This is a genomic window from Planctomycetaceae bacterium, from assembly GCA_041398785.1.
Classification (GTDB): domain Bacteria; phylum Planctomycetota; class Planctomycetia; order Planctomycetales; family Planctomycetaceae; genus JAWKUA01.
This window is the reverse complement of the sequence record JAWKUA010000003.1, coordinates 373,837-387,357: the sequence shown is the minus strand read 5'-3', so window position 1 is coordinate 387,357 and position 13,521 is coordinate 373,837. Positions and strand designations below refer to the sequence as shown.

The window sequence follows — 13,521 nt, the reverse complement described above, 5'->3', positions numbered from 1 at the left end:
GCTGTTGGGGCGATCGTGAAAAACGGTACCGCGCGACGATGAGTCAACGGGCCATCAAGCCGCCCTGGATCCGGCGCGGACGGTTTCGTCGGGCACCTCTTCGGACGATGAAACTTCTTCGGGAGCCTCGAGGGGAATCGCTGCCACGCCGGGAGCGACCGTGCGAAGATGCAGGTCTCGCTGTGGAAATGCGATTTCAATCCGTGCCTTGCGGAATTCCCGGTCGATTGCCGAATGCAGGTCTGTGATCACCTTCAGGCGATTATCCAGATTCGGCAGATAACACCGCAGAACCATATTCAGGCAACTGTCACCGAAGCCTTCAAACGTCGTCACGGGAGCGGGGTCGTCCATCACCAGCGGATGCTCCTCCGCCACGCGCAGCATCAGGTTCAGCGCTTTTTCCGTGTCGCTTCCGTAGGCCACGCCCACATTGATCATGACGCGGTTCGTCTTGTCCGACAATGTCCAGTTCAGCAACCGCCCGGTGACGAATTCCTTGTTGGGAACGATGTATTCCTTGCGGTCCCAGTCCGTGATGGTCGTCGCGCGGATCTGAATTCGTGACACGCTGCCGCTGACGCCGTCGATCGTAACGACGTCGCCGATGCGGATTGGCCGTTCAAACAGAATGATGAGTCCGGAAATGAAGTTGGCGAAGATTTCCTGCAGCCCGAAACCCAGGCCCACGGTCAGTGCCGCCAGCAGCCATTGCACGCTGGACCACCCGATGCCGACTGTTCGGCAGGCCATGACGATACCCGTCAGCATCAGGGCGTAACGACACAGCGTTGTGACGGCATGGCGACCACCGTGATCCAGCGGAAGACGCTGCAGAACGGACAGTTCCAGCAGGCCGGGAAGGTTGCGACTTGCGAGGACCGCAATTCCCAGAATTCCCAACGCGACGATCAGTGCTCCCAGCATGATCGGCTGCAGCTGTGTAACTTCGCGGATTTCGCTCTGGCCGTTCCCAAGGTCATACGACTTCGCGATCGTAACGGCTGTCGTCCAGAGTTCGACGCGATTCAGTATCTGCAGAGCAGGCAGCACGCGGCTCCAGATCATCCAGCCGAACGTCAGAAACAGGACACACGCGGCTCCCTGAACCAGATGCAGCATCTGCTGATTCACGACGGACAGATCGACGCGAGGGATCTCCGCGGCGGGAATAGTGTTGCCGGATGTTTCTCCGTTCTGCTGCGCGGCGGCCATCGCAGCCGCTCGGCGGGAACGAGCCTGTTCCATGGCAAGTCGCCGCCGCGCTTCCAGCATCCACTGTGTGATCATCGTGTAGGCGATCGTCAGAATGACGCACAGCGACAGTGTCAGTTGCAGCCGCAGCATCAGTTGCTGCGCCGTGTACACGTAACCCATCAATGCCAGCGCGGCGAGTGCGATCGGTGCCGAAACCACAACCGGATACCAGATCGTTTTTGTTCGTGACATCCAGCCGGTGGGGTTGCTTCGCAGGATCTCGCCCAGCCCGGCTCCATCGGGACGAACGGTGCCGCGAAGCAGAACCGTCAGCAGCACGCAGAACGTCACCAGCGCCGCGCGTCCCAGAGAATCCGCCCACTTGCCTTCGTCCAGCCGTTCGGCCACGACCACGAGAAACACCAGCGGCAGGCCGGCCATCAGCAGACGCCGCAGGCCGATTCGAAGCACGCGGATGATGTCGACGGGCCAGTCCAGAAATGTTTCCGCGATTCCCTGCGGCCGGCACAACTGGCGAAAGACTTCCACCGACCAGAACACAATTGCTGTCGCCTGCAAAGCGTCCGCGACGGAACGTGTGAAGTCGTTTGCTCCTTCCGACGACATCCTCCAGCCGACCAGCCATGTCACGGCCGGCCACCACGAAGCCAGCACCACCGTCAGTCCCAGCGCCAGCAGTGTCGACGGAATTCCCACCGAAGTTCGCCGGTGCTGTATTCGTCCCAGACTGCGGATCAGAATTCGGATGCGCCGTGAAAACACAAGCAGGCCAAGTCCCGCCATGAGAGCCAGGCCATAGGCCGGAGTTCGCGACTGGACATCACGAATCAACTGACTTCCCGCGCCGGCCCAGTGCCGCGGACTGGCCATGACCTGCGTGGCCGACACCATCCGCTGCAGCGTGCCCGTATCGACGCCGGACGCGCTGCGAATCCACAGCACGCGTTCGTCAATGTAGTTTTCGTATTCAGAAATCCTGTCGGTCAGTCGGCGGCTGCTGACATCCAGTTCGCCCAGCGTCAGCAAACACGTGCCATAGTCCGTCAGCAGATCGTAGAGATACCGCTTTCGGTCACGCAGCAGTTCGAAGACCATGTTCTGAATCTGATCGGTCATCGCGACGCCGGACTGCTGAATTTCGTCCAGAGTCGCCTGCGTGCGAATGTCCAGGTCCGTCAGGTCGTCGCGTTCGTCTTCCAGTTGCATCTGTTCCAACTGCATCCGGACGATTTCCGCTTCCGTGTCGCTCAGGATGCGAACGTATTCTTCCGTCGACGGCAGATGGTTGCGCTGATTGCGAAGCAGCAGACCGATGCCGGTTGTCAGTCCGGCGCGGGCTTCCTTTTCGACGACGTTCCGGAAGTCGTGTTCCAGGCCGTCCAGAGTCCTGTTGACCGCAGTCAGATTCGCGGTTGAGGCGGCCAGACGTTCCTGCAGAGCCTTCCGCTGCTGTGTCAGTTCGGAATTGCGTTCCGCCAGATCTCGCAGAGCCGGGTGGGCGTTGCGCAGCGTTTCGCGAGCTTCCTGCGCCTGGCGTTCGCTTTCGCGGCGGCGAGCTTCCGCAACGGCGGACTTCCAGAACTCCGTACGCTTTTCAAGGGTATTGCGGGTGCGGGACAGATAGTCTCGCTGCAGCGGAAACCACTCCGCCAGCGCCTCGTAGCGCACCTGTTCAATGCGGTACTGATCGAGCTGCTGCTGCAGCAACTGCACCAGCGCCATCTGATCGGTCTGCCGGGCCTGTGTCAGCACGGCCGGTTCGCCTTCGGGTGCCGGAGCGTCCAGAGATTTCCTCGCGTCGGCCAGTTGCTGCCTTGCCTTCTCAATGATCGTCGGCATCTGCGGCTTGCGGTCCGTTCGCTGCTTCGCGCGAGCTTCCCATGCTTCCAGATTCTTTCGAGCTTCTTCGGCTCGCACTTCGTCCGCCAGACGGAACTGTTCCAATTCCGCCAGGGTGGTTCCTTCAGGAATCGCGGGATCGGAATTTGAAGAGTTCTGAGCCAGCAGGGCTTTGGCTTCCGCGATCATTGCCGCCGCGTTGTCGCGTTCGGCTTTCCACTCGGAGGTTCTGCGAGCTGACTCGACGGAAAGGCGGACGGAATCCGCGGCGCGCTGCAGCAGCTTCAACGCCTGGCTCCGGACCTCGTCGGACAGCTCCGGCGTCTGTTCAATCAGAGTTCGCTGTTGCTGGATATCTTCCGGAGACAACAGCGCCGTCACGGGTTCCGCGTCGGTTCCTGTACCCGGAACGGCCGCGGTAACCGGATTCTGTTCGGTGCCGGATTCGGCCGTCACGGCTGAGGGTTCTGTCGCGATTGATTCCGCGGCGGGTGGCTGTGACGCAGGAATCGTGACTCCGTACGCCGCCTGAATCACCGGCGGCGACTGACGCTGTGGCTGCCTTTCGTAGTACGCAGACCGCAGATCGTCGCTGTCCGACGTCGGTACCGGCAGCAGACGTGATCGTGTCGAATCGGCCGGCCGCGTCCCGCCGAGAGGTTGCCATGCGTTTTCATCGAACGACGGTGATGTCCGCGACGACGGGATTTGCAGCGGCGAATCCGCGTTCGGAAACGTCCTGTCCAGCGGCGTGATTTGAAACAGCGATGGCGGCGACTTCGGACGTCCGCCGTCGCTGGTCTGCGCGTTCGTCTGCGCCACACCGGTCAGCACAATGACGGCGGTGACCGTCGCTGCAAGCATCCTGAGACGCGCGGAATGCGTTTCGGTGGTATCGTGCCGAACGGCTTGAATGGGCATGGACGGACCGAACTGAAGGGGAATGGCGGCAGTGACGCATTCCGGAGGCAGCGAAGCTGGTGCTGCCGAAGCGCCACAGCACCGCGAACCGGAATTGGACCTTCCGGCCCGCCACTGGAACGGCGGGAATCACCCTGTGAATCTCCGCTGACTGTTCGTATCCGACGCTCCGAAAGCGGTCAATACGCGATGCGTCACAGGATCGACGGACACCAGCCGCGCACACATACGTTCGAATCGATCCCCTTGTCGGACCGGCAGTTCCTGCCGATCACCGTCGCCGTCGCCCGGGTTTAGGCGTGCGGCAGATGAGAATCGACCCGCCAGCCGCAGCGCGCTAGCCCCCGTTCACCGCGGGCACAACCGCGGCAAGCGCCGTGCGGCTCGCGGGCAGGTCACGACTCATCTGCCGCTCGCCTTGGTAGGTCGGCTGAAGCCAGCAGCCCCGGCAAGCAATGTCGCCTGACATCCCGTGTGACGGAATTGACAGCAGTCCGGTTGTTCCGGTCGTCGTTTTGACAGCGCCGCCGGGCTACTGACGATTTGTGTTGACGTAGCCGGCTGGTCTGATGCCGGTGTCGGCAGATCCGCCGACAAAGGAGTTACCGGATCCGGAAGTGCGTCGCGAGTAGCTGACTGCGTGTCCGGTAACGGCGCCTCCGATGGTGGCCAGAGGTTGAACCTGCGGCACGAATTCTCCCAGCGAACCGCCGACGCGGATTCCATACAACGGCGGCATGATGCGATTGTTTTCCGCAACCAGAAACGGCTGGTCGCTGTCGCGCAGCCAGTCCGATGCCAGATGCGCCGCTTGAGTTTCGTGCCAGATATTGATCCCGGAAATGCCCTGAGCAAATCCGTAGGTTCCGCGATACTTGTGCCGGGAATTGTCGACGGCATAGGCGGTTTCATGGACGGCAGCCGTTGGGATGTCGGAGTAGATCGACACCGTGTTCGTATACGGATTGTAGTTGTCGCCGCCGAACAGCCGCCCCGGAATAAGTGTGTAACCGAGCGTCGAGATCGCTCCAAACGTGTATCGCCACAGAGGACTGACGGCTTTGTTCTGCGTCAGCCGCTTCCATTCGGCGCCTGGTGAATACTGGTTGACGCGAATCTTCACATCCTGCATTCCGTTGTCCGCAAGATACTGTTCGACGGTCCGGATCGTTTGCGGTGACACGGAGTGGTTTTCGGCGCGGCTGTCCCAGAGCAGGATCTTCTCCGGGATACCAAAGAACCAGCCGATTCCGTCGATGAATCGATTCGGTCGCCCGACTTCGATCTGCGGGTCGCAGCCGGCGAATTCCGCGCACGCCGGCGATTCCCGCCGGAACGAAGCCGGTGTGACGGAGTCTGTGGACTGAGTCACTTCCGCCGACTGTGCTCGCCACGCGGATTGCCGAATGCCACCGGAATGAAACTGAGCACAGCCCGTGAGCGACATCGTCACCAGCGACAGCAGCGCCACGATTTTTCGAGTGATTGAACGGAATTCCCTCATGGTCATCCACCTTCGGTTGATGCAGAAAACTGCAGGATTGATCTGTTTGCCACGCGTCGCTGACGCAACAGAGCCGCGGCGGCAACAACCAGCGGCACCGCGATCTGCCCCGGTGATTGTTTCATGTCGGGCGCCGCTGAAAACGCGTCGGCATCGAAACGAAGCGTCGCGCGCGGTTGGTCCCCTGTCAGATTCAACTGGCCGACCGAGACTGCGGCCACCAGCACTTGCAGGCTCAGCGCTGTGCCAAGCCACCAGCGTCCGCGGCCCGAATGTTCCCAGGTGCGGCACATCAGCACGGCCGCTCCGACGAACGGAAGAAACACAGCCGAACGAAAACAAACGCCGCAAACGATATAGCCCGCTGTCCACGGCAGACTTGGATTCAGGAACTCCACACCCAGGAGCGGCAGCAGATCCGTAATTGTAAAGATGCAGGCTACCGCACTCAGAGTCAGCAGCAGCGGTGTGCCGAGCATCGTAACGGCCAACAACGCGAGCAAAGGGTGTCTGCCGGCAGGATGCTGTCGTCGGAATTCCGTGACGATTCCCTCCACGAGCACGTCCACACTTCCCAGAACATTTGAAGGATCGTGAGTCGACGCGACGTGTCGGCCATCGGTGGTGTCAGCGGCTGCATCGTCCACATGAGCTTTCAACTCACCGATGACGCGGCGGACGTAGGCAGCCGGCAGGCATTTCCGCAGCCGAAGTTCGATGTCATCAAAGAACGGCAGGTTCTGCATTGCTGTCTCCATCCAGCATCGTGCGAATTGCCTCAGCCACCGTGTTCCAGCGTCGGGAGATTTCGCCCAGTCGGCGCTTGCCCGCTGCCGTGGTGCGATAGACCACGCGCTGCCGCTGATTCACGGTTTCCGTCCGGCTGGTTAGCAGTTTTTCCGCTTCCAGACGGTGCAGAATCGGATAGATGCTGCCTTCGCCGAATTCGAAGACCTGGTCCGACTCCCGCCGGATGGCTTCGACAATTTCGTATCCGTACATCGCTCGACAGCTAAGAAGTTTCAGTACCAGCAGTTCCGGCACACCATTCAGAAACTCCGGATTGGATCGCCGCATTCGTCTTTCCTGAATCCGTCCGACGGGTCATACCTTTCGGTTCAAGGTATGTATCGGCGGTTTCATACCTCGAACTGCAATGTACCGTCAACGGGAGTTAGCGGTCCGCCGTTCGGCGTCCGTCGTTTGAGGGCAGTCGCAGGTGGATCAGCAGTCCGCCGATGCAGCGGCAACGGAACCCGACTTGCATGTTTTCGCGATGGAAGAGCGCGTTCGGGACGACCGGAAGCCGATGGCAATGGGGCAGAAACTGTCAGAGTTCGCCCCATTGCCTAAGGACAGCAGTTGCTCTATTCCGGTTTCTTCTTTGCGATTTTCAATTCTTCCAGTTGCTGTACGATGTCTTCGCCGTGGCTGTCGGCTTTGACTTTCTTATCGATGAATTTGATGTTGCCATCTTCACCGATGATGTACGTCCAGCGTTCGGGCACGTCGCGTCCTTCATGGACGACTCCGTAGGCTTTGGCAACGTTCTTTTCCGGATCGCTGAGAATCACGTAGTCCAGATCCAGACTCTTTGCAAACTCCGTGTTCTTCTCCACGCTGTCACAACTCGCGGTGAAGTAGGCCACGTTGAATTCACGGATGGCTTCGCCGCTCGCACGGAGCGACAGACATTCCTTCGTTCAGCCACCGGTAAAGGCTTTGGGATACCAGGCCACCACGACGGCCTTCTTTCCCTTGAAGTCGGACAGCTTGTAGGTTTTCCCGTCGCTGCCCTTCAGTTCAAACGCCGGCGCGGCGTCGCCGACTTTCAATTCCTCAGCCTGGGACATGTTGACTCCTGACGCCAGCACCAGGCCGGCAAACGCAATGGCAAAACTGTGCTTCATGGAAACTTCTCCTGCGTGAAGGAAACAGCCGAACGCGGCTGCGCGAGTGTGACGGCGATATTGTTGCCGAAATGTGGGATCCGCCGCTACCGATGTGTAGAATCTGCACCGGTGTCCCCGTCACGTCTCTGTCCATTCGGCGTGAACCATGCAGCCGTCGCTCGCCTCCGTACGACCTCGCTTCGTCTCGAAAGGGACCGGCGATTCGCTTGTGCTGGAGGAAACTGTCCGAGACGCATTTCAGCATTGTTCGTCCGGAATCATCGAAATCACCGGACCAGCCGGATCCGGCAAGACGTCCGCCGTGCTGCATCTGCTGGCTGTGCTGTCGGCCGAACGCGACGTGGGCCTGATGGATCGCAGCGAACTCAGTGAAACGTCCGGCGTCCAGCGCAGGATCATCGTCGAAGTCAATCTGCACGCGCCGCCGCTGACGAATCGCATCGCTCGCTTTGAACTCGCGCCGTGGGGCATCGACGAGTTCATTGAATACGCTCTGGCCGTTCATCCGCAGCAACATCAGTCGATCATCGCGCGTCTGCTGGCCGCGAAAGACCGATCACTGCTTGATGGCTCCGCGGAGCTGAGCACTCGAGTGATCGACCGCATGGCTGAGAACTCCGGCATCACCACGATCGCAGAAGCACTGCGGGCGGAGATCTACCGCCTGACGGATTCGGATATCACAAAGCTGCCACCGCCCAATGTACTGGTCGGCGTTGACGCATTGTCTTCATATAAAAAGTATGCGCGAAATGTGCCGGATGAACTCGCCCGCCTGTTTCGCCACGCTGCAGCCCGCGTCGTTGCGTGCGCCATGCAGATCGCGGCAGGTTTGAACAACAGTTGCGTCTCCGGGATTCCAGCGGGGACCAATCTGCAGAACTTCAATGAGCTGATCGAACTCACCGCACGTTTGATGGAACCCGACGGCGTCAGTTTCCTCGCGAAGGCGTTGAATTCTCGAAAGTATTCGTCGCGTCACTCGGTGCTGGCGTCGCTGTTGTTTCAGTGCGATCCGACCTGGCGGCCAGGCAGTCCGCGTCTTGATTTGTCCGGTGCTCTGCTTCCGCGGGCGGACTGGAACGCAATCGACCTGCGTCGATATTCACTCGATGCTGCCGACCTTCACGGCGCACAAATGAAGAATGCCCGGCTGAATGCCGCGACCTGCGTGGGAACTCAGTTCGAAGGTGCTTCACTTCGCAATGCACTGCTGGTGCGAATTCAGGCCGCGACGGCGGATTTCCGCAACTGTGATCTTCGCGGCACCAACGCTTCGCTGGGCAAGTTTGAGCTCGCGAAGCTGCGAAAGGCTAACGCTGCCACAGCCAGGTTTTCGCACTCCGACCTGCGGCGGGCGGACTTGACGGAAGCCATTTTTCGCGACGCCAATCTGAGCGGTGCGAATCTGACAGCAGCGACTCTGCAGTTCACTGACTTATCGAATGCCGATTTGTCTGACGCAACGCTGGTATCGATCAACCTCTCTGATGCCCGGATTGACGGCGCGAACTTTGAAGGCGCTGTTCTTAGTCACAGTTGTCTGGAGGGCCTGCGGATCGCCGATGCGAGGTTCGCCGGCTGCCGGCTGTGTCATGCCGCGATGACAGGCTCGTCGTTTCCCCGTGCTGACTTCGGCAGGGCAGATCTGACCGGAGCGTATTTGGCGGAAATCGACTGGCCTGGTGCCGACCTGCGCAACGCAGACCTGCGCGGCTGCACGTTTCACATGGGATCGTCTCGCAGCGGGCTGGTTCACAGCGATATCGCCAGCGAAGGGACTCGCACGGGCTTCTACACATCTGACAACGACGACCACCTCTACCGCCGGCCGGAAGACATCCGCGTCGCGAACCTGAGTGGTTGTAATCTGCGCGGTGCCGACATCGAGGGCGTCGACTTTTTTCGAGTCGACCTGCGCGGAGCCCGCTGCGATCAGCATCAGCGAGATCAGTTTGTCGCCACAGGAGCGATTCTGGAATAGACGTTGCTCCGGCCGCCGCATGTTCGCACGTGTGACCAGCTTCCGCGCGAGGCGCACGGGACGCCCCGACCACGCCTGCGAGTTCATTCGTGCGTTTTCGCAGCTTCATTCGCGACGACATCATCCAGCACGATGGCTTCGGCATTCTTCACGTTGAAGGACGGTCCCGCAGTCTGTTCGTTGTTTCGATAGACATAGATGCTGCAGCTCGATCCCAGCGCGATTCCGTCGAATGAGTAGTTGCCGTTTTCGTCGGACAACGTTGTCAGTGAGATGCCGTTGCCTGCTTCGGGAAGATCGACTTCGACGTTCAGCACGACTCGCGCGGCAGCGACGGGCTTGCCCTGATCGTCCACGATTCGCCCGGTGGCACTTCCCGCGGGAACCAGCGTCAGTGTCACGTCGGCCGTGTCTTCTGTGATCCTTACGAAGCCAGCCAGGCCTTTTTCGCTGTGCAGCGCATACACGACCATTCTGTCCGACCAGCGTTCTGTGCTGAATCGACCATCGGCACCGGTCTTCGTGCGGAAACCCGCGTGTCCGAGTGCGGCGATCGATTCGCCGTGGACCTCGCAGCCAGCCAGAGGCTCACCGTCTTCACCGACAGCCGCACCGGTCAGAGTCACGCGGTCTTTTCGATCCGAATGACCGTCATGCACGATTTCCGCTTCATTCGTGACGCGCACAGCGATCTCCGGCCGGGACTCGGAATTCGGCAGTCGCAGCGTGTAATTGCCGGGGCCGACACGAAAGCGATAGCGGCCCTTTTCGTCGGTGAAACTCCAGCGAACCAGATCCGTTCCGCCGGACGACTGCAGCAGCGTGGCGTTATCGCCGACAACCGGTTCGCGGTCTTTGCCGAGCGTGATCGTGCCGTGAATCAGAGTTCCCTCACTGACGACGAAGTCCGCGTCGTCCAGCGATTCACCTTCCTTTAGCAGAATGTCCATGCGACTTTCGGCCGCGTGGGCATTGTCCGTGACGGCGATGATCGTGGACTGGTCGGGGTACACGTCGATTTCATACGTCCCGTCCTTCCGAGTCATCGTGTGGCCGCGAAAATATCTGTTCGTGTTTCCTCGGCCTTCTCCCTGCAGATGAACTCCCGCGACCGGCGTGCCGTCGGTTCGAGTCACCATGCCGCGAATCGTCGCGACGCGCAGGACGTGAGCCGTCAGGTCGGATGCTTCACTTTCAAAGTACGGCGGCTGCGGACAGTGATACTTTGGATGATGGATAATAAACGCCACGTTCCGCGCCAAGTCGATTGGAAGCCACGGTACGGCGGCGATCCCGGAGTCATCGGAAATGGCCACGTCCGGCATGCCGCTGAGATTGATGTATGACAACTTTCCCGTCTTCTGAATGATCCACGGCGTAACACGAACTCCCGATACCGGCTGCTTTTTGGAATCAACGACGATGACATCGGCAGACTGGCTGCCGTTCAGAGTCAGCGTGATTTCCTCCGGCGGCGTCAGTCGTTCCTGCGTGGGAAACGCGTCGTAATTTTCGTAGTAGTCAAAGCCCTTGCCGGCGAGCCTGGCGAAGACCCAGTCGATTTGCGCGTCGGCGGGCAGATCAAAGCCGGCCCGGCCGTCATCGCCGGCCGTTGCCGAGTCCAGCAGCCGCATATCCGCAACCACACCAATTGTCGCACCGGGCTGCACGTTGCCGGAATCGTCGACGACAACAACGGACACCCGGCGCACGGGTTTCAGAACAACGCGTGTCAGCTTGCGAGTCCAGTGGTCTGGCTGCGGCACGAAGCTTTTCCGGCTGCCGTCACTGCTGCGAACGACCATGGGCGATCCGTACTGGCTCGCGGAACGAAAGTTGAACACGAAGCGGCCGTTGCTGTCCGTCACGGCCGACTGAGCATGCTCCCGCGCCGGCAGCGTTTCGACGATGGCTCCGGCGACACGAGTTCCCTCTTCATCCTCGACGATCCCCGGAATGTACCACTCAAATGGGAGGGCGGTGTCGTCCGTCTTTTCGTCGAGTGCCAACGCGGTCGATGAAACAAATATCAACCAGATCAGTGCAAGTGCAGTTCCCGTGTCACTTTTCATGCCGCACATCATCAGTTTCTGCAATGTCATCGCGGAACCCGTCCTGAATCGCCTTTTGGCCTGTATTCAAAGTGGTCAGGGGCTATCCCGAGGCGAGATAGTTGCGACCGGGTCGCTTCACGACGTGTTTGCGGCACCGGAGGGAGGATGTGAGTTGTCAGCGGGGTGCTGCTTTGAGTTCGGAATCTTCCGCCAACCAAAAAGCGTTACCAGGACGAGCCCGAGCGGCAACTGGACCGCAATGTGGATGAACTCTATTCATCGGGACTGCCAGCCGGAGGCCGAATTCCGGAACGCGACAGAAACGTACCATGCCACGCTGATGACTGCCATAAGAACCAAAATTCGCCGACGGCTGGGATGCGGCAACATGACGACTGCAAAAACCACCATCCCCGCCAATGCACCGACGAGCGGTCTCCCCGGCCCCGGAAAATCCCGCGATCGGCCCGAATCGAGAACAGGATCCGGAAACGACCACGTCAACCAGCTAAGGATGACAATTAGAAGGCAAAGCTTCTACGGCTTTCAGACATGCCACGATCTGATCACGGGACCGGCGGCCGATGATGGAGACAAAGTCACTACTTCGAATTGTCTGAGATTTCTTTCAATCTCTTACTCTTTTTTCAGTATGGACGTTGCAACGGGATGCTCGTCCATGAAAAGCCGGGCAGGACAGTCGCAAATCATCCCTGGTTGAATCCGGCTCACGAACTTCACAGGGTTTCGCGGTCACATCGTGCGCCGAAGCGCCGGCCTGTTTCGATGCCGCTCGTTACGTCAAGGTCTGCCATGCAGGCAGCCCGAGTTTTACCTTCGCTGCACGTAAAGCTTGACGTTGTGAGTCGCTCGGCCGCCGGCGACGATGTCGGGAAAGCCGTCGCCGGTCAGGTCTTCCACGATCAGGTCTTCGGTCGCGATGCCGCCGGAATCGATCACGTGTTTCTGCCATTTCTGTCCGCTGGCGTCCGTGACGTCGTAGATGATAACTCCGAACGTATCCGGTGTGTCGCTGTGGCCGAAGACGATTTCGTCACTGCCGTCACCGTCGATATCGGCCGTCCATAACGCGTGGCCTCGCACGAAGCCGCCGTCGATCACGTTGCGCTGCAGTTGTCCGGTGTCGTCGGCGGGAGGCAGGTAGACGGACACCAGATGACCATGCATCGGTTCGACGGACGTGACGAATCGCGGGCCGTCCTTGATCTGTCCGATCTTCACTTCACCGGCTCCGCGCTGAGGCGGATCGTCAGGTTCCGTGCCCTTGCCCAGGCCGGTGCGACTCCAGCCGTCGGCATTGCGGCGAATCAGATAGACTCCTTCCTGACTGGCGGTCAGAGTGTCGATCACTTCGTCGCCGTCGAAGTCGACGTGCCAGTGGTTGTGCATGCGGTTCATCGTGTTGTCCAGCACGGTCGACGGCCAGCGATCGTTCACGGGATCAGCCGGGATTTCGAAAGCGGTCAGGCGAACTCCCGGGCCGGCCGAAGCATTCAGCGGGGAGATCACCAACTGCGGAGTTCCCGTGTTCAGCACATCCGCCCATCTCATGCGATGCAGCCACAATTCTTCGCCGATGGAATGCACGGTCCATTTTTCGTCGAGCGATTCTCCGCGGCTCAGCCAGTGCAGCGTGCCGATTTTCGTCCAGCCGGCTCCCAGAGCAAAGTCGACCAGGCCGTCACCGTCGATGTCGTGAGCCGCGATGCAGACGTTGTCGCGGGGCGTCTGGTCTTCGATGATGACGCGGGCTTCCCACGACGGGTTCTGATACCACAGCACTCGGTTTTCACTGACGGCCACGATGTCTCGCAGGCCATCGTTGTCGACATCGGCAATGGTGACGGCATAGCAGACATTGCCGATGTTGGCGTCGATTGTCCTGGCTTCAAAAGCCGGAAAGGCCTCGTCGGCAGCGACGGAATTGAGCGTGACCAGGACAACTGGCAGCAGCCGGACGGCTTTGGTGATCGCGTTGTGCATGAGAGTGCTCCAGGGCAAACGGGGACATCACGCGGCCATCATCGTCGACGTTCGCTGCCCCCTGCAAGGGACGCGGCGCGAAAG

At 60.0% G+C, this 13,521-nt stretch carries 8 protein-coding genes; 1 reads left to right on the top strand and 7 read right to left on the bottom strand.

Annotated features, from left to right (window positions below; all coding sequences use genetic code 11):
* Positions 1 to 54: 54 nt before the first annotated feature.
* The 5 genes from R3C19_05485 to R3C19_05465 form a co-directional block, all read right to left on the bottom strand.
* A complete protein-coding gene (locus tag R3C19_05485; protein MEZ6059795.1) occupies positions 55 to 3,978 on the bottom strand; it encodes a mechanosensitive ion channel in 3,924 nt (1,307 codons plus the stop codon).
* Positions 3,979 to 4,510: 532 nt separating this feature from the next.
* Complete coding sequence (locus R3C19_05480) at positions 4,511 to 5,482, bottom strand: hypothetical protein (protein MEZ6059794.1); 972 nt, start codon at positions 5,480 to 5,482, stop codon at positions 4,511 to 4,513.
* A gap of 2 nt (positions 5,483 to 5,484) precedes the next feature.
* Positions 5,485 to 6,228 carry a hypothetical protein gene (locus R3C19_05475; protein ID MEZ6059793.1) on the bottom strand — a complete coding sequence of 248 codons (744 nt, stop codon included), beginning with the start codon at positions 6,226 to 6,228 and terminating at the stop codon, positions 5,485 to 5,487.
* On the bottom strand, positions 6,206 to 6,559 hold the full coding sequence (locus tag R3C19_05470; GenBank protein MEZ6059792.1) for a PadR family transcriptional regulator: 354 nt from the start codon (positions 6,557 to 6,559) through the stop codon (positions 6,206 to 6,208). The genes R3C19_05475 and R3C19_05470 overlap by 23 nt, the downstream gene beginning before the upstream one ends.
* A 290-nt stretch (positions 6,560 to 6,849) precedes the next feature.
* Positions 6,850 to 7,335 (bottom strand): peroxiredoxin, encoded by a 486-nt coding sequence (locus R3C19_05465; protein MEZ6059791.1) that lies wholly within the window; start codon positions 7,333 to 7,335, stop codon positions 6,850 to 6,852.
* 205 nt (positions 7,336 to 7,540) lie between these two features.
* Between R3C19_05465 and R3C19_05460 the strand changes: the two genes are divergently transcribed.
* Entirely contained in the window at positions 7,541 to 9,379 is a 1,839-nt protein-coding gene (locus R3C19_05460) for a pentapeptide repeat-containing protein (GenBank protein MEZ6059790.1), read from the top strand.
* Positions 9,380 to 9,462: 83 nt separating this feature from the next.
* Here the strand turns inward: R3C19_05460 and R3C19_05455 are convergent, their stop codons facing one another.
* Together R3C19_05455 and R3C19_05450 are read right to left on the bottom strand one after the other, a co-directional pair.
* Positions 9,463 to 11,481: a carboxypeptidase-like regulatory domain-containing protein gene (locus R3C19_05455; protein ID MEZ6059789.1), complete on the bottom strand. Its 2,019-nt coding sequence runs from the start codon at positions 11,479 to 11,481 to the stop codon at positions 9,463 to 9,465.
* Between the two features lie 783 nt (positions 11,482 to 12,264).
* Positions 12,265 to 13,437, bottom strand: coding sequence for a VCBS repeat-containing protein (locus R3C19_05450; protein ID MEZ6059788.1), 1,173 nt, complete (start codon positions 13,435 to 13,437; stop codon positions 12,265 to 12,267).
* Positions 13,438 to 13,521 lie beyond the last annotated feature (84 nt).

Excerpts from the sequence above, each read along its gene's own strand:
- R3C19_05485 (MEZ6059795.1), bottom strand. The coding sequence starts at position 3,978 with ATGCCCATTCAAGCCGTTCGGCACGATACCACCGAAACGCATTCCGCG.
- R3C19_05480 (MEZ6059794.1), bottom strand. The coding sequence starts at position 5,482 with ATGAGGGAATTCCGTTCAATCACTCGAAAAATCGTGGCGCTGCTGTCG.
- R3C19_05475 (MEZ6059793.1), bottom strand. The coding sequence starts at position 6,228 with ATGCAGAACCTGCCGTTCTTTGATGACATCGAACTTCGGCTGCGGAAA.
- R3C19_05470 (MEZ6059792.1), bottom strand. The coding sequence starts at position 6,559 with ATGCGGCGATCCAATCCGGAGTTTCTGAATGGTGTGCCGGAACTGCTG.
- R3C19_05460 (MEZ6059790.1), top strand. The coding sequence starts at position 7,541 with ATGCAGCCGTCGCTCGCCTCCGTACGACCTCGCTTCGTCTCGAAAGGG.
- R3C19_05455 (MEZ6059789.1), bottom strand. The coding sequence starts at position 11,481 with ATGACATTGCAGAAACTGATGATGTGCGGCATGAAAAGTGACACGGGA.
- R3C19_05450 (MEZ6059788.1), bottom strand. The coding sequence starts at position 13,437 with ATGCACAACGCGATCACCAAAGCCGTCCGGCTGCTGCCAGTTGTCCTG.